The following is an 18,843-nucleotide window of genomic DNA, read 5'->3' as shown; positions in this document are numbered from 1 at the left end:
AATGGCCGGCGAGCTACGTCAGCGGGGTCCAGCTGCCGTCGGCATTGCGACAGGCGGTTCCGCGCGCGGTGGCGCCGGCAGCGCCGGTAAACACCGTATGGGTGTATTGCCGGCAGTCCTGCGAGCCGACGCGATAGGGCTGGGCGGCGACAACTTCGCCGCGATGGGCCGAACTGTCGCTCTTCCACGCCACCTTCTGGCCGCTCGCCGTATATTCAAGCGCCTTGTATTCCGCCTCGAGCGCGCTGCGCTTCTCGGTCTCGCTCAAGCCGGTGCCGATCGAGCCACCGACGAGGCCGCCGCCCATGGCGGCGATGATCGTCGTCGCGACCTTGGCGCCACTGGGAGGCGTGGCGGCCGGTGTCACCGTAACGGCTGGGCCCTTGCCGAGCGTCGTACAGCCGGAGACGGCGAGCAGGGCGGAAACGAGCGCGACGCGAATCTTCATGCCAATACCGGCTTTCTTGAGCTGGACCGCCGCGCTGTCAGCAGGCTGGCGCCGCCATAATGTCGATGTTTATCGGAAATTTGGCCGCAGCCAGCCGCCCGGAAAAGCATTACTGAAGGCTCCGCAATCGAACCACCGCCTTCAATCCACCCATGACGGATCGTTCCAGCGCCAGAACGCCTCCATACTCGTTGATAAGGTCGGCGACAATGGCAAGTCCGAGCCCGCTGCCGGGTTTTGTCTCGTCGAGACGCCGTCCGCGCTGCAATGCCTCGCGCGCCTTGTCTTCGGGAATGCCGGGGCCGTCATCCTCGATGGCTATCTCGAACAGATTGGCCGCCCCTTCCCTGCCGGCGATGGGCTTGACGGAAACGGCGACCGCGCTCCTTGCCCATTTCATCGCATTGTCGAGCAGATTGCCGAGCAGCTCCTCAAGGTCCTCACGTTCGCCGGCAAAGACGATGTCGGTGGCCGGCAGCGAGAGCGAGAGCGCGGTCCGCGGGTTGAGCTTCTGCAGCACGCGCACCATGCGCTGGACCAGCGGCGCCACCGGCGTGCGGTAAACGACGCTGTCGCGCTGCGCGGCAACGCGGGCACGTTGCAGATAGTGGTCGACCTGCTTCTGCATGGAAGCGGCCTGCTCGGCGATGAGCTGGCCCTTGGCGCCACCCAGCGCCCGCCCCTCGTTGAGCAGCACGGCCAGCGGCGTCTTCAGCGAGTGCGCGAGGTTGCCGACCTGCGTGCGCGACCGCTCGACGATACGCCTGTTGTTCTCGATCAGCGCATTCGTCTCGTTGGCGAGCGGCTCGATCTCGGCCGGGAAGCGGCCGTCGAGCCGTTGCGCAGTTCCTTCGCGCACCATGGCAAGGGCATTCCTGACCCGGCGCAGCGGCTGCAGGCCGAGCAGGATGGCGATTGCATTGATGGCGATCATGCCGACGCCGAACAGCGACAGATAGGTCAAAAGGCGCCGCTGGAAGGTGGCGATTTCCTGCTCGAGCTCGGTCTGGTTGCCCATGACACGGAAGCGCGCGGCGCGGTTTTTCGCATCGAGGACGAACTCGCTCTCGAACACCTCCAGTTGCTCGCCTTCGATGCCGTCCGCCGAATAACTGCGCTGGAAGCTGGCATTGAATGGCACCTCGGCAACGCTTGGCGACGGGATCGCCTTGGTCATCGACGACGAATGGAGATCGCCGTGCACGCCTTCCGAGGCGGGCTCGACCGACCAGTACCAGCCGGAATTCGGCTCCGAGAACCTCAAATCGCCAAGGTCGGGAGCGCCGGTCAATTGGCCGCTTTCGGAAACGCCGACCGAGCCGATCAGGTTGAACAGATGCGCCGAGAGCAGGCTGTCGAAACCGCGCTCGCTGGCCTGGCGATAGAGCGTGGTGATCAAGATGAAGATGACGACCAGAGTGAGGATCGCCCAGACCGTGGAAAAGGCGATGACGCGAAACGCCAGCGAACGCGGCCATGACCGCAGCGACGGCGTGTTCGAGACGGCGGGTTTTGTAGGCAGCGGTTCCGCGTTACGCCTCCGGCTTACGCATGCGGTAGCCCATGCCGCGAACGGTTTCGATCATGTCGATGCCCATCTTCTTGCGAAGCCGTCCGACGAAGACCTCGATCGTATTGGAATCGCGGTCGAAATCCTGATCGTAGAGATGCTCGACCAGTTCGGTCCGGGACACGACCTCGCCCATATGGTGCATCAAATAGGCAAGCAGGCGGAATTCATGCGATGTCAGCTTCAGCGGTACACCATCGACGTCGGCCTTGGAGGCCTTGGTGTCGAGGCGCAGCGGTCCGCAGGTCAGCTCCGACGAGGCATGCCCGGCGGCACGCCGGATCAAGGCCCGCACCCTGGCCAGGATTTCCTCGATGTGGAAAGGTTTGGTGACGTAGTCGTCGGCGCCTGCGTCGATACCGGCAACCTTGTCGCTCCAGCGGTCGCGTGCCGTCAGGATCAGCACCGGCATCTTGCGGCCGCCACGCCGCCAGCGCTCGACCACGCTGATGCCGTCCATCTGCGGCAGGCCGATGTCGAGCACGACGGCATCGTAGGGCTCGGTGTCGCCGAGAAAGTGCCCTTCCTCGCCGTCGAAAGCGCGATCGACGACATAGCCGGCATCGACCAGCGCGTCGCCGATCTGCCGGTTGAGATCCTTGTCATCTTCGACGACGAGTACGCGCATGCGGGAGGCCTGTTGAAGCTGTTCAGATATAGGCCGATTCCGGCAGACTGGGAAACGGCACGGTTCAGTTCAGCGGAACGACGATCTCCGAGCGACGCGGACGCTGCCCTTCTTTGCCCGGAACCAGCACGACGATGACGCAGACCGGCTGGCCGCCGCGTGTCGACTGCGAGGCCTTGGCCAGGGTGCCGCCATTCTGCTCGGCCACCTGCTGGCCGATCGCATAGCAGTCCGAGGCGGCGAGGACGACCGGTTGGGGCTGCTCGGGCACGACAACGGGGATCGCCATCGCCTGCGACGCAAGCAGACCGGCGGCTGAGAGCGCCAGTGCCGCGGTCCGGAAGTGGGAGCAAAGGATGTTCATGGTCAGCGTTCTAACGCGCTGGTGCTGAACGTGATATGAACGGTGAACGCTCGAATGCATGCCCGCCACACCCCTGAAGCGCGAGATTACCGGATTGCCATCTCGCCGCCCGTCTCGCGAAATCGCCAAAGTTTAACCTAGCCCTCCGATCCTTCGCCGACAACCGGCATCATTTGGCGGAGAAGGCAATCGCTTCAGGTGTGCGCCGACTTCGACAATCGATCCGGGACAATCGATCCGGCAACCGAAGGCAGGTTCAGGCGAACCGACCTGAAACAAAAAAACCCGCTCGGCGGCGGGTCGTTGGCGCCAATCAGCACCATAGTGAAATTAGTAGCATAGCTGCCGGCACAAAGCAAGAACAAAATTGCCCGATTCTTACGGAAAGTGCCCGGCGGTCAGCCCTCATCCTCGATCATGGCGCGGAAACGCAGCAGCCCGTGATGGGCCGAAAGGTCCTCGTCGTAGCGGGCTTCGGCGAATTCGAGCTTGAGATAGGCGCGGCGATGTTCGCCAAGCGAGAGTGCCGCATCTCGCAAGCGGGCGCTGACCAGGTCCATGATGTCGAGCGTTTCCTTGCTGGCCTCGGACTTCGACCAGACATGCAGCGTCAGCAACTGCTCGGCGTTGTTCTCCGTGCCCGTAGCCCAGTCGTAAACGCTGGTGCGGCCGAAGGTCATGTGGGGAAACGCAACATTTTCCGGCGCACGGTCGAACAATCTTGCGTCGCCCAGTGCCGCCGATAAATCGGGATCGCCATTCACTGCCTCGAATATGGCCTTCTGCAATTCGACGGGTGGCGCGGTCATTGTCTTTCCCCTCGCCCGTCGCGTCGACCTCCCTGCTGCGTAGCTGCGTTGCATGGCGGCATCCCGGCAAAGCGCGAATCAGCGCGTCTCATACGGATTATGAACCTTCATGATCTCGGGAATAAGCCCTGCTACTGGAACCCGCGACGCCGCGGCCTTTCGCGTCACGGACGCCCTTGAGGGTGACGCGAATTCATTTGGCGTGCAGGGCGTTCGAAGAACGATGCTATGAAGATTCTGGTTTCCAAACATTCGAGGTCGTTTTCGTGCGCGAGCCATCGCTGCTGCCTGTTTTCGGAAAGCTTGGGGTCAGGGCGCGGCCGGTCGCGATTGCGGCGCCGACCATGTCGATGACCATCAAGAATTTGGTCAACCGCACTCGGGAGCTGCTCTCGGCGCACGGTAGCCTGGCCCTGAAGCTGTTCGTCGTTTTGTGGACGGTGCTTGTCCTGGCGGCAATATTCTTCGTCGCCCAGCGACATTCATCGATCGGGCGGAAACTAAAGGATGCCAAGATGGCAAACCGCTACGCGCTGCGTATGGAACGTCCTCACAGCTGGACCGTCTTCTACGTCTTCACCGGCCAGCCTGTCGAGCTCAAGCAGCAATCCATGGTCGGCATGAACACGTGCGATGCGCACGCGATGGTCGATCGGCTGAACAGTCGTGACATCGCGGCGGATGCAGGCGGACCGGAAGCCCCGAGAAAGCGTCTTGTGGACGGATCGCGACGGATCTAGCGAAAATCGGCCGCAGTCAGCACATATATGCTCCTGCGGGTGCGGGCATAGGCATTCCTGGCGACATCGTGGATCGAGCTGGAAGCCGTGTCGAAGGCCGCCAGATAGGTAGCTTCCGAGGCCGCCGTTCCCGGCTGCACTTTGGAGATGGCATCGGTTGCGACAGAGAAGGAAATCTGGAACATGCCGTCATGGCCGACGAAGCGGATGCGTTTGCTTGCCTCGTCGTAGCTGCGGCTGGGATTGGGAAATGTCAGGCTCATGATTTGGCCTCCGTCGATGCGGATACGGCCTGCTTGACTGTCCGCGCCGCCCGCTTCTTCTTTGGGGCGACCGGATTCAGAGCTGCCGCCGCGCGATCCGCCTCTTCCTTGGCCAGTCGCAATTCCCTCAGTCTTGCCGTTTTGATCGCCCTGGCCTTGGCCTCCGAGAGATATTCGGCAGTTGCCTTGTTCCGCTCCGCCGTTTTCTTTTGATTTTCCATGAAGCGAGCCTGAGCTTTTTCCATGATGTTCTGATTGCCTTCGGCCATCGGTAAAATCTCCCTTGCAGCGAAAGTCGTGAGTGTGAACTTCACCATAAAATAGGTGTTCAAAGACAGAAATTCAATTTCATTAATATTCGGCAATGCCCGAACACCAAGGGATAGCCAGGCAAAATAATTCATTCAATATTTGACATACCCCATGAATATTTTTTGGCACTCCTATCAATCGAGTGCCAAGGCGCCTATAGAGAGGGGCGGCCGCCTAAGCCGGCCCCAGAAAGAGTCCCCATGAAATTCCGGCCACTCCACGATCGCGTCGTCATTCGGCGCGCCGAAAGCGACACCAAATCCAAGGGCGGCATCATCATCCCCGACAATGCCAAGGAAAAACCGCAGGAAGGCGAAGTGATCGCCGTCGGGCCGGGCGCGCGGGACGAAAGCGGCGTGCTGATGGCGCTCGACGTCAAGGCCGGCGACCTCATCCTGTTCGGCAAATGGTCCGGCACCGAGGTCAAGATAGACGGCGAGGACCTTGTGATCATGAAGGAGGCCGACATCATGGGCATCATCGACAAGAGCGAGATGGGTATCATCGACAAGAGCGTGGCTACCAAGAAGGCCGCCTGATTGGAATGCCGCGCGCCCTGCCGGGCGCGCAAAGGATGCTCCAAGCTTTGATTCAGGCGCGCTGCAAGCGTCTTGCCACAACCAACCGAACTGGAAAAAATCATGTCTGCCAAGGAAATCAAATTTTCCACCGACGCGCGTGACCGCATGCTGCGCGGTGTCGAAATCCTCAACAACGCCGTCAAGGTGACGCTCGGCCCTAAGGGCCGCAACGTCATCATCGACAAGGCCTATGGCGCGCCGCGCATCACCAAGGACGGGGTGACGGTGGCCAAGGAAATCGAACTTTCCGACAAGTTCGAGAACATGGGCGCACAGATGGTGCGCGAAGTGGCCTCGAAGACCAACGACCTCGCCGGCGACGGCACCACCACCGCCACGGTGCTTGCCGCTTCCATCCTGCGCGAGGGCGCCAAATTCGTTGCCGCCGGCATGAACCCGATGGACCTCAAGCGCGGCATCGACCTTGCCGTCACCGCCGTCGTCAAGGAAATCCAGGCTCGAGCCAAGAAGGTCAAGTCCTCAGGCGAGATCGCGCAGGTCGGCACCATTGCCGCCAATGGCGACACCAGCGTCGGTGCCATGATCGCCAAGGCGATGGACAAGGTCGGCAATGACGGCGTCATCACCGTTGAGGAGGCCAAGACCGCCGAAACCGAACTCGACGTCGTCGAAGGCATGCAGTTCGATCGCGGCTATCTCTCGCCCTATTTCGTCACCAATGCCGAGAAGATGCGCGCCGAGCTGGAGGAGCCTTACGTGCTCATCCACGAAAAGAAGCTCGGCAATCTGCAGGCGCTGCTGCCCATCCTCGAAGCCGTGGTGCAAAGCGGCAGGCCGCTGTTGATCATCTCCGAGGACGTCGAGGGCGAAGCGCTGGCGACGCTGGTCGTCAACAAGCTGCGCGGCGGCCTCAAGGTCGCGGCCGTCAAGGCGCCTGGCTTCGGTGACCGCCGCAAGGCGATGCTGGAAGACATCGCCGTGCTCACCGCCGGACAGATGATTTCCGAGGATCTCGGCATCAAGCTGGAGAACATCACCATAGAGATGCTCGGCCGCGCCAAGCGCGTGCTGATCGAGAAGGACACCACCACGATCATCGACGGCGCCGGCGAGAAGGCCACCATCCAGGCGCGCGTCCAGCAGATCAAGGGGCAGATCGAGGAAACCACTTCCGACTACGACAAGGAGAAGCTGCAGGAACGTCTCGCCAAGCTGGCGGGCGGCGTTGCCGTCATCCGCGTCGGCGGCGCCACCGAATCCGAGGTCAAGGAAAAGAAGGACCGCATCGACGATGCGCTGAACGCCACCCGCGCGGCCGTCGAGGAAGGCATCGTTCCCGGCGGCGGCGTCGCGTTGCTGCGCGCCAAGGCTGTGCTGAACGGGCTGACCGGAGCCAATGCCGATGTAACGGCGGGCATTTCGATCGTGTCGAGAGCGCTCGAAGCGCCGATCCGGCAGATCGCCGAGAATTCCGGCGTCGAAGGTTCGATTGTCGTCGGCAAACTCGCCGACAGCAAGGACCACAATCAGGGCTTCGATGCCCAGAACGAGGTCTATGTCGACATGATCAAGGCCGGCATCGTCGACCCCGCGAAGGTGGTGCGGACGGCGCTGCAGGACGCGGGCTCGATTGCGGCGCTACTGATCACTGCTGAGGCCATGATCACAGACGTTTCAGCCAAGGAAGCCGCTGCTTCGCCCGGCGGCATGGGCTATTGACCAGCCGCTGCCGGAAACAAGCCTGAAAGACAGCCGCCGGGGGATATTCCCCGGCGCGCGCCATCGGCAAGGAGATCGATCCATGATCGCATTCGTCCCGAAGCCAAATGCAGCCACGAAGACCAAAGTGGCAGAGGAAAGCCGCTTCGATCGCATTCGCAGGCTTGCCGACAAGCACAGGAAAGCCGACGCCGGCACGATAGGCCGCGACCCGAAAAAGATCGCGGACAAGCGTCCCATGTGACGATTGCCAATCCTCGGCACCCCGCGCAAGCGCGGCACCAGACCCTTATCGCGTCTCGTCGCTGATCAGCGCCAGCTGAATGCGATTCTTGCCCGAACGCACAAGCGCCGTCAGTGCCTGCATGGTGCGGTCAAGCTTATCTCCGAGCGGCGGCAACTGGGGCCGCTACTTGGCGGCGTCATCGTACCGTTGGTTCTGCGCCATGAGGTGGCGGACCACGAGGTGAAGGAAAGCCTGATCGTTCAATCCAGGCTCGACTGGACCATCGTGGAGCCGCCCAGGTTGAGCAATGGAGCGGCAACGGGCGAATTCCGCCACGGCAACGGCATCCGGTCGGCGTCGCTGCTGCCGACGCTGGCGCGTGCCGACGTGGCGGCCTTCATGCTCGCCCAACTCGACGGCACCACCTACTCGCGCAGGGTAGCCAACATCCTGCGCTGACGCCTCGCAGGAGCCGTCTTCCCCTCGACGAACCGCCCGCTATATCTTCATCGTCCTTACCTTCATCGCCCTTGTCGGCAGCACCAAAATGGACGAATAGTCTTGCAAGGTGCGCCGCCGTGAAATTGCCGGCATGCGGTTTCTCAGTTGGCGGCATCGCCGCAGCCGGATCCTGGAATGGCTAGTCCTTTGGAACCACGCAAGAGAAGAGGTCCGATCGCCGCAAGGCTGCTGGCGGTGGATGCGTGGATCGATTCCTCGGTCTACGAAATCGGCTTCAGGGCGCGTCAGTTCTGGGAAGCGGCGACCATCTTCTCGCGGCGTTTCCGCGTCGGCGGCTGGCGCCGCGGCATGATTGAACTGTTGAGTGAAGGATTTACGCTCGGTGCGGGCGGCATCGTTGTGCTTTTGGCGCTGGCCTTGCCGGCCTTTCAGATAACCGCCGGCGACTGGCGCACGCAGGGCGACTTCGCCGTCACCTTCCTCGACCGCTACGGCAACGAGATCGGCCAGCGCGGCATTATCCAGCGCGATTCGGTGCCGGTCGACGAGATGCCCGACCATGTCATCAAGGCGGTGCTGGCCACCGAGGACCGGCGCTTCTTCGACCATTACGGCATCGACGTGCTCGGCCTGTCGCGGGCGATATTCGAGAACGTACGGGCGAATTCTGTCGTCCAGGGCGGCTCGAGCATCACCCAGCAGCTGGCCAAGAACCTGTTCCTGACCAATGAGCGGACATTCGAGCGCAAGATCAAGGAAGCCTTCCTGTCGCTATGGCTCGAAGCCAATCTGTCGAAGAAGGAAATCCTGCAGCTTTACCTCGACCGCGCCTATATGGGCGGCGGCACCTTCGGCATCGAGGCGGCGGCAGATTTCTATTTCGGCAAGAGCGTCAAGGACCTGAACCTTGCCGAGGCGGCGATGCTGGCCGGCCTGTTCAAGGCACCGACCAAATATGCGCCGCACATAAACCTGCCCGCCGCCCGGGCGCGCGCCAATGTCGTGCTGTCCAACCTGGTCGATTCCGGCTTCATGACCGAAGGCCAGGTGCTGCAGGCAAGATTACACCCGGCCGAAATCGTTGATCGCGGCGAGCAGAAAAGCCCCGACTACTATCTCGATTGGGCCTTCGAAGAGGTCAAGAAGATCGCCGCCAAAGGCGGCCCGCACTCGCTTGTCGCCCACACCACCTTCGACGCCAACATCCAGAAGGCGGCCGAAGAATCGATGGAGTTCCACCTCCGCCAGTTCGGCAAGGAATACAACGTCACCGAGGGCGCCATCGTCGTCATCGAGACCAACGGCGCGGTCCGGGCGATCGTCGGCGGCCGCGACTACGGCGCCAGCCAGTTCAACCGCGCCACCAAGGCACTTCGCCAGACCGGCTCCTCGTTCAAGCCCTATGTCTATGCGACGGCGATGGAGCATGGCTTCACGCCGGATTCGGTGGTTTCCGGCGGACCCATCTCCTGGGGCAGTTGGTCGCCCCACAATTACAATGGCGGGTCGGCCGGCAAGGTGACGCTGATCACGGCGATGGCCAAATCGATCAACACCGTGCCGGTGCGGCTGGCCAAGGATTATCTCGGAATCAAGCCGATCAAGGCGATGGCCGAGGCGATGGGCGTCGAGTCGCCGCTGGAATCACACAAGACCATGGTGCTCGGCACGTCGGGCATGACCGTGATGGACCAGGCGACGGGCTACAGCGTGTTCGCCCAGAACGGCTTTGCCGGAACCCGGCACGGCGTCAGCCAACTCTTCACCCGCACCGGCGAGGTGGTCTACGACTTCGCCAAGGATGCGCCGCCGCCGCACCGGGTGCTGTCGGAGCAGGCGCTCAAATACATGAACACCATGCTGGCCGCCGTTCCGGTGATCGGTACGGCCCGGCGCGCGGCCCTTCCAAACATCGTCGTCGCCGGCAAGACCGGCACGACCCAGTCCTACCGCGATGCCTGGTTTGTCGGCTTTACCGGCAACTACACGGCCGCCGTCTGGCTTGGCAATGACGACTTCACCGCGACCAACAAGATGACCGGCGGCACCCTGCCGGCCATGGTGTGGCAGCGCCTGATGCTCTATGCGCACCAGAATATCGACCTCAGACCGATCCCTGGCCTCGATCACCCCTTCGTCGATGCCGAAATCGCTGCCAAGGCCGAGGAAGCGGAAAAGAAGAGCGCCGAACAGGCAGCAGCCGATGCCGCCGCCGAGCGTCCGCCGGTGCTGTCCAGCCGGACCACCCAGACCCTGAAGGAACTCACCAAGCTGTTCCAGGCGGCACCCGTGCTCGACGCGCCCGCTGCACCGGAGACCCTCTCGGCGCTCTGAGCGGTCAATTCCACAGGGCCGCTTGCCACAAGCCCCCGCACCGCGATATCCCGAGCGACAGTCTTTCAGTCCCCGGCCTTCGGTTCCCCGGCTCCTCATGCTCAAGAATGCCTTCCTGACACTGCTTTCGCTTGCCATCGCCGTCGTCGGCGGTGGCGGCAGCGTCTGGTATGCACTGAAGCTGCAGGACGGCGTCGGCGCCATCAGGATCGGCCAATGGACCGCCTTCCCCGATATCGGCACGCCGACGGCGGATCCTTATTCGAAGGCCCGCGTGGCGCGCGAAGGCGTGCTGGCGCTCGGACAGGCGGAAGGACTGTCCTTCATCGCCGAGCGCGATTCCGGCGGCGAGCAACTCAAGCGGCAATGTGCCTACAAGATTGCGGGCGGCTTTCCCACCGCCCGGTTCTGGACCCTCTATGCCGCAGATCGGTCGCTTGGCGTGATCGAGACCGGCAAGCCGAGGCTGGCTGCGCTGCAGTCCTATCAAGTGCTGCGCGAGGCCGACAATTCGGTGATCATTTCCGTCGGCAGCCGCCCGGCGCCCGACAACTGGCTGCTGACCAGCGGCGCCGGCGGGATGTACTTCGTGCTCACGTTCTATGACACGCCGATCGCCAGCAGCACCGGCCTCTCGGACGTCACGCTGCCGCAGATCCAGAAGGTCGGCTGCAATGCGTAGCCTGCTGCATGCCGTGCTGCTCGGCCTGCTTGGCGGCGGCATCGTGCACATCATCGTGCTGCTGCTCGTCCCCGAGTTTTCCGAACGCGACGCCTGGTCGCGATTGGCCATGGCTTCGGATCTCTACAAGATGACCAGGCTCGACGCGGAAGCCGGCGGCGCGCCGGTGGTGAAATCGGTCGATCCGCTGTTTTATGCGGCGGCTTGCCGCTTCGACCTTGCCGAGGGGATGGTGCGGGTCAAGGCGCCGGGAAAGGTGCCGTTCTGGTCGATATCGGTCTATGACCGCGGCGGCCACAACATCTACTCGTTCAACGACCGCAGCGCGACCGCAGGCGTGCTCGACACCGTGGTGCTGACGCCGGCGCAGATGATCGAGGTCCGCAAGAATCTTCCCGCGGAACTGCAAGGGGCGATCTTCGTCGAAGCGCCGATAGCGGAAGGCATGTTCGTCATCCGCTCGTTCGTGCCCGACGACAGCTGGAAGCCGATCGTCTCGCGGTTTCTCGAACAGAGTTCCTGCGAACTGCAGGATTTTTAACCCACTTCCGATGCTCAGTGATGCGGTACCGGCAATGTCCCCGAAGGTCCCGGCTTATCGGGGCCGACCGGCCGCGTCTCGCCGGTCAGCGGCCGCTGCTCGTAGCGGACCCCGGGAAAGATGATCACCGCCGCCGGCGTTCCCGCGGTTTGTTGTGCTCGATTGGTTGCCGCCGTTCGCGGCACGAAAGACAGTACCATGCCCATGGTTCGCGTATTCCTCTCGGTTGCCCCGGAGCACAACGCAACGCCTCCATAGTCGATTAAGGAGGCAGTAGGTTAACGGAGCGCTAACGGATCGCCGCTAAATTGATCTTTGTTCTTGGGAAACGCGAAACCGGTACAGCCCGGCAGAGCGCAGTCCAGATCGTGTCGAGTGTCGGGCGTATCCTTCGTGTCAGCTTCGGATTTCAGGCAAATCGCAGCAGGAGCTGAATCGGGAAAGGCCGAGAGGCTGTTCCGCGCCGCGGTGTCGGCGTTCTGTTCGCTCACCCGACCTTCACGCCGCGAGATCGCGCAGCTCGAAGACCTGACGCTGCCGCTTTTCGACAATGTCTCGGTCGAATCGCGCCGCTACGTCGCGGCAGCCCTTTCCGAATGCGAATATGCACCCGCCGCGCTGGTGCGGCGGCTTTGCCAGGAGCGGGTCGATATCGCCGCTCCGCTGCTCATCCGCTCGCGTGCCCTCAGCGACGTCGACCTCATCGCGCTGATCGGGCGCCACGGGCTGCCGCATGCCCGTGCCATTGCCCGCCGCAAGGACCTCAATCAAACGATCGCGGATCTCATCAAAGTGCTCGAAAGGCCGACGCTGGTGCGGTCGCAACAGCAGCCGGAAACAACCGCCAAAGCCGCGTCCGAAAACGCCGAAGTGGTTGCGAGCGATGCCAACAGGCAAGAGGCTTCCGATGCCGCCGAAACAGTACGCCGCCGGTTGCGATCCATGATGCGCGCCGAGAGCGGCACCGCTATCGGTCCGTTCGTCGAGCCGCAAACCTATGTCAAGCTGCGCGAGACCGCGCTGACCGGCAATGCGGCATTCTTCCAGACAGCGCTCGCCGATGCGCTCGAAGTCGATTTTTCAACGGCGCGGACGCTCACCACGAGCCAAAATTACACACCGCTGCTGGCCGCCTTGCGCGCGCTCGACCTCAGCGAAGACAAGGCGTTCCTGATCACGGCCACCATCTATCCGACCGAGTTTCCGCACCCGCAGGCGATCCGCATCTTCCTCGACCGCTACCGCCTGCTGCACCGCGACGCGGCGTTGGACAGGCTCCGCGGCTGGAAGGCCGACACCGTGTCGAAAATCGTTCGCAAGCCCGGGCGCGTCGCCGCAAACGCCGACCTGCGCAAGCCGAACAGCGCCGATGTTGCCGCTGTCCCAAAGGCGCGTCGCGTCTGAAAAGTTACGGCAACTTGACCGAGATAAGCTCCTCAACGGGAATGGCGCCCGCCTCGACCTCGACCACCCAGATATCGGGATCGAATTTCTTCTCGCGCTCCAGCCGCGCGTCGAAGATGGCGGCATCGTCGCCCTCGCCGAGAAGGCTGAAGAAACGGTCGTCCGGCCTGGCCGAATCGTAGCTCGTCTGCGGCGCCGGCCCGAACAGCGCCATCTCCCCCAGCCTGCCCCGCGCCAGCACGAAAACCGCGCCGGCTTCCGTCGCGCCGCGCTTGACCACGGCGGCAAAGCCGCCGGCGCTGAAAACCCGACGCAACAGCGCCGATACCCACAGGTCGGTGGTTACCCGCATGGAGAATTCCTGGCCATGCGGCGGTCCTTACAGCATTGGCCGGAAGACTGTAACCGGTCTTTGCCGAGCGACCGGCGTGCGGCCGTCACGACCCTCATTTGGTCAGGCCGATCTCGCGCATCTTGACGTAGACGATCTCGTCGGGCTCGCCGGTCTCGGGCAGGCCGAAAAGCGCCTGGAATTCCTTGATCGCGGCCTTGGTGCGTGCGCCGACGACGCCGTCCAATTGCATGTCGTCATTGCCGAAAGCTTTCAGTCCGGCCTGGATCTTGACGATGCGGGGATCAGGTGCCGCCGCATTTGCCGGTGCGGACGCTGGAATGGCGGCTGGAACAGCGGCCGTTTCGACCGGCCGCGGCACGGGATGCGGCACCACGGCCGCGGTCGTCGGCGTGGCACCCAGTTGATCCAGCAGAATGCTGTCGATCTCGCCGGAGGCATTCAATCCGACCTTCTGCTGATAGGCCTGGATGGCCTTGCGCGTATTCGGTCCGGGAATGCCGTCGACGGTGCCGGAATAGAAATCGAGATCCTTCAATATGCCCTGGACCTGCTCGACGACCGGGTCGCTCTTGATCGGCGCAGCCGCCGGACGCACGATGTTGATGGTGGTTTCGGGCTCGTCGCTGTCCGCCCGGGGAAAGCGCTCGATGCTCCTGGTGACGAAAAACGCGCCGGCGTGCGGAAAGGGCTGGTACCAAAGAGCGTTCGCCGAGACGTAGAACAGCGTCACCAGGAATGCGGTGGAGCCGCCGACCACAACTGGATTGCGCGAGATCAGGCTGCCCAGAGCCATCGCTCCGTGCTCGAAGGCATTGCCGCGGCGTTTGACCGCCTTAGGCTGTTTTGCGGAGCGACCCATTGCTCTCCCCTTTGCCACCGTCCGCTCTGGCTTTGGCCGCGGACATCGGCACCACGCCGGTCTTCTCCGCCGAGTGGCCCGTCGGGCCGTTCACGGGAAGGCTGATCGTTACCGTGGTGCCCTCGCCCGGCATGCTTTCGATCGACATGGTGCCGTCGTGCAGCGCCACCAGCCCCTTCACCAGCGAAAGCCCGAGCCCGGTGCCTTCGAACCGGCGGGTATAGTCGTTCTGTATCTGCATGAACGGCTTGCCGAGATTGGCAAAATCTTCCTCGGCGATGCCAATGCCGGTGTCCCGGACCCAGAAATGCAGCCGCGAGCCGATCCGCTTGGCGCCGATGACGACGTTGCCGCCTTCGGGCGTGAACTTGATCGCGTTGGAGACGAGATTGATCAGGATCTGCTGCACGGCGCGACGGTCGGCATTTATTTCACCTGCGTCCGGCGCGATCTGGGCCTGCAGATCAATGGCTTTTGCCTCGGCTTGCAGGCGCATCATCGACTGGCACATCTCGACCGCTTCGCGGAAGCGGAACGGTTCCGGTTCGGTCGCATAGGCGCCCGATTCGATCCGCGATACGTCGAGTATCGAGGTGACGACGGCAAGCAGGTGCTGGCCCGAATCCCGTACCAAGCCGACATATTCCTTCTGGCGCGGATCCTTGAAGGTGCCGAACATCTCGTGCAGCAGCATGTCCGAAAAACCGATGATGGCATTGAGCGGGGTGCGCAGCTCGTGGCTGACGACGGCAAGGAAGCGTCCTTTCGCCACCTCGGCCGAGGCAGCCGCTTCATTGGCGGCGGCAAGCTCCTGGCGCAGTCCGGCCAGTTCATCATTCTCGCGCAGAACGAGCGTGAAGACAGTCTCCTGCCCCGGCGCGCGCATCATCTCGAGCGAGAACGGCCGGTAATTGTCGGCCGTCACGCCGCTGTTCTGCGGCAGCCGGACGCGAAGGTCGAGCCGGCGCGACAGAGCGCCATCGCGCATATCGGCCAGCGCGCTGAGATACGGGACGCGGTCGGACAGATGGATGCGATCGAAAAGCCCGGCGCCGAAAAGCAACTCCGGCGGCAGCCTCAGCATGGTGCGCGCCTTGGTCGAGGCGTCCAGAACCTCGCCATGCGCCGCTATTCGCAGCACGACAGCGTCGATCAGGTCTTCGAGCCGGTCGCTGCCGGCAGGATCGAGCTGTGCGTTGGCGGCGCCACGAAGTGGAGCGACACGCGGAAAGAGCGTGAGCGCCCAGGCCAGTGGTACCAGCCAGTGCCATGCGGCGATTTCGGTCTGGCCGAGCGGCAAGACGGAACCGGCGAAAGGCTGCAGCAAGACTGCGACAAGGGCCGATATGGCGCCCCAGATCACGGCACGGCGCGACTGGCCGATCCACCAGGCTTCAAACGGCAGCGCCACCGCAAGCACGGCAACCGGCGAGGCCACACCGCCGGCGGCAGCGACAAGGGCACCCAGGGCAACACTGCTCACGACCAAGGCTAGTTGGCCGGCCAGGGTGATCTTACCCGATGCAGCCACCAGCAGGGCGGCGAACCAGCAAAGGCCGAACGCGGCAAAGATCGCAGCCACAGTCACGGCCGCGCCCATGCCCGACGTGACCAGCGTCACCGCTGCACCTGCGCTGAAGAACGGAGCCGCCAGCATGACGCCAATGAACCGGCTGTGGCGGCGGCGGTCGTCCTGGCCGAGGACGGACGGATGAACCATCCGTTCGCAACCGGCGGCTATCGCGCCCGGCAACTCGGCGTATCTGGCCTTGATCGCACTCAACTCAACGCACCCGGTCGTGAACGGCCCTGCTTTGCAGGTGGCTTTTGTCGATCCGAAACTCGCATCCAGCGTTTAAGGAATGGATAAGGCTGGGCCGATCGTCCCCCGGCCGGCTGCAAATATCGGGATACCGGCGGCGAAAAACCGGGGCAATTGCCGCCATAGTAAACGGAGCGTTATCCGGACCGCCCGCGCCTGGACTTGGGCCGAGGGCATCAAACTGTCGCCGGGTCAAAAAACGAGCAGGAAAAACAACAGGTTGGATGGTTACCCTTTGCTGAATAAAATCTAAGTCGTTCGAGGCAAATGAATTTCAAAACGCTTCGTTTCGAATCTGCCTAAAATTTGAGGAAAACTGTTGCTTTCGGGACAAGCCGTCCTTTGCGCGTCCGTGCCAATATCGCCGTACAGGGGTCGTGCGGTTCGGATGCATGACCGTCATAAAGGACAGACAGATGGGCTTTCTGATAAGAGCTGCTTTCTGGTTTTCGCTGGTGCTTCTGGCGCTGCCGCTGGGTGTCGGCTCCGATGATGCGGGCCGCGAAAGCGTCGGGCCGCTCCAGGCGCTGTTTGCCGCGCGCGAAGCCGTCGGCGACATCGCCGGCATCTGCGAGCGCAAGCCGGACGTCTGCGAGACCGGCAAATCGGCAATGCACACCATCACCGCCCGGGCAAAGGAGACCGCCAAGATCGCGGCCGCCATGCTGGACGACAAGGCCGCTGAACCCGATACGGTGACGACCACCGGCAGCGTGCCCGAGGAAATCGTCTTGCCGGCGAAAGTCGATTTGCCGGCGAAAGTGCACTTGCCGGCAAAGAACTGAGACTGTTTCGGCCGAATCCATCGCTAAACCGCAGGGCGCCCCGCTCTCGGCGCCTGCGGCGTTTCTCCTCTTTTTCCGTGACGCGGCCGCGCCGGATGACTATATCCGGGGAAATGACCACGACGATCCAGACCATCCGCGACGACTTTTCCCTGCTCGACGAGTGGGAAGACCGCTATCGGTATGTGATTGAACTGGGTGAAGCGCTGCCGCCATTTCCCGACGAGCAACGCATACAAGCCAACAAGGTGCCCGGCTGCGTCAGCCAGGTCTGGCTGACCACCGAGCAAGGCGAGGGTGCCAATCCCGTTATCACCTTCAAGGGCGATTCCGACGCCCATATCGTGCGCGGCCTGGTTGCCATCATGCTGGCGCTGTTTTCGGGACGGCCCGCCAGCGAAATCCAGAGGACCGACGCAGAGGCAACGCTAAAGGCACTCGGACTTGACGAGCACCTGTCGCCGCAGCGCGCCAATGGTCTTCGCTCGATGGTCAAGCGTATCAAGCGTGACGCCGAGGCGGCGCTGAAGCAGACCGCCTGACCGGACGGCAATTACCGGCAGTATGAAGAACTGGCGGCCCGAGCTTGGTCTCCCCACAATACAAAACGGCGCCCGAAGGCGCCGCTTGAGTGTCAAACCGGAAGAGCCGCTTGTCAGCGTCCCTTGCGCTTGCGACCGAGACCCATCTTCTTGGCGAGCTGCGAACGGGCGGCCGCATAATTGGGCGCAACCATCGGATAGCTCGGGTCCAGGTTCCACTTTTCGCGATACTGGTCGGGCGTCAGATCATAGTGGGTCATCAAGTGACGCTTGAGCGACTTGAACTTCTTGCCGTCTTCGAGACAGATGATGTAGTCGTCATGCACCGAACGCTTCGGATTTACCGCCGGCTTCTGCTTGTCGGCAGGCGGCTGCTCGGCGGCCCCGCCGACGCGCCCGAGAGCGGCATGGACATCGGCGATGAGGTTCGGCAATTCGCCGACCGGCACGGGATTGTTGCTGACATAGGCGGCCACCACATCGGCGGTGAGCTCGATCAGCGCGTCACTGTTTCTGGAAGGTGTTTCGGTAATATCCATGGCGTTCAGGCCCCAACGAGAATTGTTTCTGTTTGCGCCCGTTTCGATAGTTGGGCATCGCGCGAACTTGTGCAGGAAAAAGCCTCCGCGATTCGCGTCGCGGCATCTTAATGGGCCTGAGCGTCAAGTAAGTCAATTCGCTTCTTGCGCTCTATTCAGCGATACAAGTCAAATCTTTCATATTCAGCTTCACTCTTTCGTGCAGAGTGTAACTTTGCCGTTTTTTCTGGTCAGACCAGCATCGACTGACGCCGCGGCAAGCAGCCATTACACAGACGGCAGCAGGTAAATAGAGCTCAATGCTTGATCCTGCCGGCAGCATTACAGCCTGGCCGATCGGCGGATTCAGTAAAATCATAGGTTGCGAAGGGTTACTGTTGCTCGTGAGCCGTCGGCCGGAGCGGCGTGCTGCGTCACTGAAACGGGGTGATGTATTTTCCGTAGACCCAGCCGGTGACGAACTGGCCGCTCTGTGCCGGATCGTGCCAGACTTCGCACCAGCGATGGCGGATCTTCTGTTTCTGCTGCCAGTAGGTTTGGCTGGTCATGTCGAGCAGGTTTATCCCACCGGTGCATTTGCCGGTCATCTGCAGAACCGTCCCGTTGGGATAGGCGGCCTGCTTCTGCGAAGTTCCTGAAGGATATTTGCGCACATTGAGCGTGTCGCCGAACGGCACATTGGCCACTTGCCAAGCCGCAAAGGCAGTTGCATGAGATTGACCGGCATTGGCCAGGGTCATCGCAGCGACGGCGAGGGCCGCGGCAGTCCGAGAAAAAATATTCATTGTCCTCTCCTCCAGCCCGTCCTCTTGAGCCACCACGACAATAGATCGTAGCCCTTGAACCCGCGCTGATCGGCGTGTTCATTCGCCATTCAAGTAGCTTCCACAGCGAGAC

General features: G+C 62.5%; 24 protein-coding genes. 11 read left to right on the top strand and 13 right to left on the bottom strand.

The features are described from left to right. Nucleotides 1–13: 13 nt before the first annotated feature. From NKI50_RS16285 to NKI50_RS16265, 5 genes are all read right to left on the bottom strand, one after another. Nucleotides 14–448: an RT0821/Lpp0805 family surface protein gene (locus NKI50_RS16285; protein ID WP_023718388.1), complete on the bottom strand. Its 435-nt coding sequence runs from the start codon at nt 446–448 to the stop codon at nt 14–16. Between the two features lie 109 nt (nt 449–557). Beyond that, nucleotides 558–1,970, bottom strand: coding sequence for an ATP-binding protein (locus NKI50_RS16280; protein WP_352717122.1), 1,413 nt, complete (start codon nt 1,968–1,970; stop codon nt 558–560). 10 nt (nt 1,971–1,980) lie between these two features. Then, nucleotides 1,981–2,646, bottom strand: coding sequence for a response regulator transcription factor (locus tag NKI50_RS16275; protein ID WP_023718390.1), 666 nt, complete (start codon nt 2,644–2,646; stop codon nt 1,981–1,983). A gap of 64 nt (nt 2,647–2,710) precedes the next feature. Further along, a complete protein-coding gene (locus NKI50_RS16270) occupies nt 2,711–3,010 on the bottom strand; it encodes a hypothetical protein (RefSeq protein ID WP_023718391.1) in 300 nt (99 codons plus the stop codon). Nucleotides 3,011–3,408: 398 nt separating this feature from the next. Continuing rightward, nucleotides 3,409–3,819, bottom strand: coding sequence for a DUF3168 domain-containing protein (locus NKI50_RS16265; RefSeq protein WP_023718393.1), 411 nt, complete (start codon nt 3,817–3,819; stop codon nt 3,409–3,411). A 266-nt stretch (nt 3,820–4,085) separates the two neighbouring features. On the opposite strand from NKI50_RS16265, the gene NKI50_RS16260 reads away from it, so the two are divergent. Then, nucleotides 4,086–4,559, top strand: a complete 474-nt coding sequence (locus NKI50_RS16260) for a hypothetical protein (RefSeq protein WP_245278553.1) — start codon at nt 4,086–4,088, stop codon at nt 4,557–4,559. Here the strand turns inward: NKI50_RS16260 and NKI50_RS16255 are convergent. Continuing rightward, complete coding sequence (locus NKI50_RS16255) at nt 4,556–4,822, bottom strand: DUF1488 family protein (protein WP_023718394.1); 267 nt, start codon at nt 4,820–4,822, stop codon at nt 4,556–4,558. The genes NKI50_RS16260 and NKI50_RS16255 overlap by 4 nt on opposite strands. Continuing rightward, entirely contained in the window at nt 4,819–5,091 is a 273-nt protein-coding gene (locus NKI50_RS16250; protein ID WP_023718395.1) for a hypothetical protein, read from the bottom strand. The genes NKI50_RS16255 and NKI50_RS16250 overlap by 4 nt, the downstream gene beginning before the upstream one ends. Nucleotides 5,092–5,334: 243 nt before the next feature. Here NKI50_RS16250 and NKI50_RS16245 point away from each other — a divergent pair, with 243 nt between their 5' ends. The 7 genes from NKI50_RS16245 to NKI50_RS16215 all read left to right on the top strand — a co-directional run bounded on the left by NKI50_RS16245 (nt 5,335) and on the right by NKI50_RS16215 (nt 11,640). Beyond that, a complete protein-coding gene (locus tag NKI50_RS16245; protein ID WP_023718396.1) occupies nt 5,335–5,673 on the top strand; it encodes a co-chaperone GroES in 339 nt (112 codons plus the stop codon). Between the two features lie 102 nt (nt 5,674–5,775). Further along, nucleotides 5,776–7,395 (top strand): chaperonin GroEL, encoded by a 1,620-nt coding sequence (gene groL, locus NKI50_RS16240; protein WP_352481903.1) that lies wholly within the window; start codon nt 5,776–5,778, stop codon nt 7,393–7,395. Nucleotides 7,396–7,477: 82 nt separating this feature from the next. Next, the gene (locus NKI50_RS16235; RefSeq protein WP_023718397.1) at nt 7,478–7,639 is read left to right on the top strand and encodes a hypothetical protein; all 162 of its coding nucleotides are present in this window, start codon (nt 7,478–7,480) and stop codon (nt 7,637–7,639) included. A gap of 3 nt (nt 7,640–7,642) precedes the next feature. Next, nucleotides 7,643–8,080, top strand: a complete 438-nt coding sequence (locus NKI50_RS16230) for an NAD(P)H-binding protein (RefSeq protein ID WP_023718398.1) — start codon at nt 7,643–7,645, stop codon at nt 8,078–8,080. Nucleotides 8,081–8,257: 177 nt separating this feature from the next. Then, nucleotides 8,258–10,417: a transglycosylase domain-containing protein gene (locus tag NKI50_RS16225; protein WP_023718399.1), complete on the top strand. Its 2,160-nt coding sequence runs from the start codon at nt 8,258–8,260 to the stop codon at nt 10,415–10,417. 97 nt (nt 10,418–10,514) lie between these two features. Continuing rightward, complete coding sequence (locus tag NKI50_RS16220) at nt 10,515–11,099, top strand: DUF1214 domain-containing protein (protein WP_023718400.1); 585 nt, start codon at nt 10,515–10,517, stop codon at nt 11,097–11,099. Further along, nucleotides 11,092–11,640, top strand: coding sequence for a DUF1254 domain-containing protein (locus NKI50_RS16215; RefSeq protein ID WP_023718401.1), 549 nt, complete (start codon nt 11,092–11,094; stop codon nt 11,638–11,640). Before NKI50_RS16220 ends, NKI50_RS16215 begins: the two co-directional genes overlap by 8 nt. A gap of 14 nt (nt 11,641–11,654) precedes the next feature. Here NKI50_RS16215 and NKI50_RS16210 read toward each other — a convergent pair whose 3' ends face one another. Further along, nucleotides 11,655–11,846, bottom strand: a complete 192-nt coding sequence (locus tag NKI50_RS16210; protein WP_031193791.1) for a hypothetical protein — start codon at nt 11,844–11,846, stop codon at nt 11,655–11,657. A gap of 187 nt (nt 11,847–12,033) precedes the next feature. Between NKI50_RS16210 and NKI50_RS16205 the strand changes: the two genes are divergently transcribed. Continuing rightward, entirely contained in the window at nt 12,034–13,044 is a 1,011-nt protein-coding gene (locus NKI50_RS16205; protein ID WP_023718402.1) for a DUF2336 domain-containing protein, read from the top strand. 4 nt (nt 13,045–13,048) lie between these two features. Here NKI50_RS16205 and NKI50_RS16200 read toward each other — a convergent pair whose 3' ends face one another. The 3 genes from NKI50_RS16200 to NKI50_RS16190 form a co-directional block, all read right to left on the bottom strand. Beyond that, nucleotides 13,049–13,396 (bottom strand): DUF1491 family protein, encoded by a 348-nt coding sequence (locus NKI50_RS16200; protein ID WP_023718403.1) that lies wholly within the window; start codon nt 13,394–13,396, stop codon nt 13,049–13,051. Nucleotides 13,397–13,490: 94 nt separating this feature from the next. Further along, complete coding sequence (locus NKI50_RS16195) at nt 13,491–14,258, bottom strand: peptidoglycan-binding domain-containing protein (protein ID WP_352717108.1); 768 nt, start codon at nt 14,256–14,258, stop codon at nt 13,491–13,493. Further along, complete coding sequence (locus NKI50_RS16190; RefSeq protein WP_023718405.1) at nt 14,233–15,978, bottom strand: ATP-binding protein; 1,746 nt, start codon at nt 15,976–15,978, stop codon at nt 14,233–14,235. Before NKI50_RS16190 ends, NKI50_RS16195 begins: the two co-directional genes overlap by 26 nt. A gap of 518 nt (nt 15,979–16,496) precedes the next feature. On the opposite strand from NKI50_RS16190, the gene NKI50_RS16185 reads away from it, so the two are divergent. Together NKI50_RS16185 and NKI50_RS16180 are read left to right on the top strand one after the other, a co-directional pair. After that, a complete protein-coding gene (locus NKI50_RS16185) occupies nt 16,497–16,865 on the top strand; it encodes a DUF5330 domain-containing protein (protein ID WP_023718406.1) in 369 nt (122 codons plus the stop codon). A gap of 113 nt (nt 16,866–16,978) precedes the next feature. Beyond that, a complete protein-coding gene (locus NKI50_RS16180; protein ID WP_023718407.1) occupies nt 16,979–17,407 on the top strand; it encodes a SufE family protein in 429 nt (142 codons plus the stop codon). 113 nt (nt 17,408–17,520) lie between these two features. Here the strand turns inward: NKI50_RS16180 and NKI50_RS16175 are convergent, their stop codons facing one another. Together NKI50_RS16175 and NKI50_RS16170 are read right to left on the bottom strand one after the other, a co-directional pair. Next, a complete protein-coding gene (locus NKI50_RS16175; protein WP_023677844.1) occupies nt 17,521–17,946 on the bottom strand; it encodes a Ros/MucR family transcriptional regulator in 426 nt (141 codons plus the stop codon). A gap of 413 nt (nt 17,947–18,359) precedes the next feature. Continuing rightward, nucleotides 18,360–18,731, bottom strand: a complete 372-nt coding sequence (locus tag NKI50_RS16170) for an SH3 domain-containing protein (protein ID WP_023718408.1) — start codon at nt 18,729–18,731, stop codon at nt 18,360–18,362. Between the last annotated feature and the right edge of the window lie 112 nt (nt 18,732–18,843).

This window comes from Mesorhizobium sp. M0563 (assembly GCF_040321065.1).
Lineage (GTDB): Bacteria > Pseudomonadota > Alphaproteobacteria > Rhizobiales > Rhizobiaceae > Mesorhizobium.
This window is presented reverse-complemented; position numbering and strand designations above follow the sequence as displayed.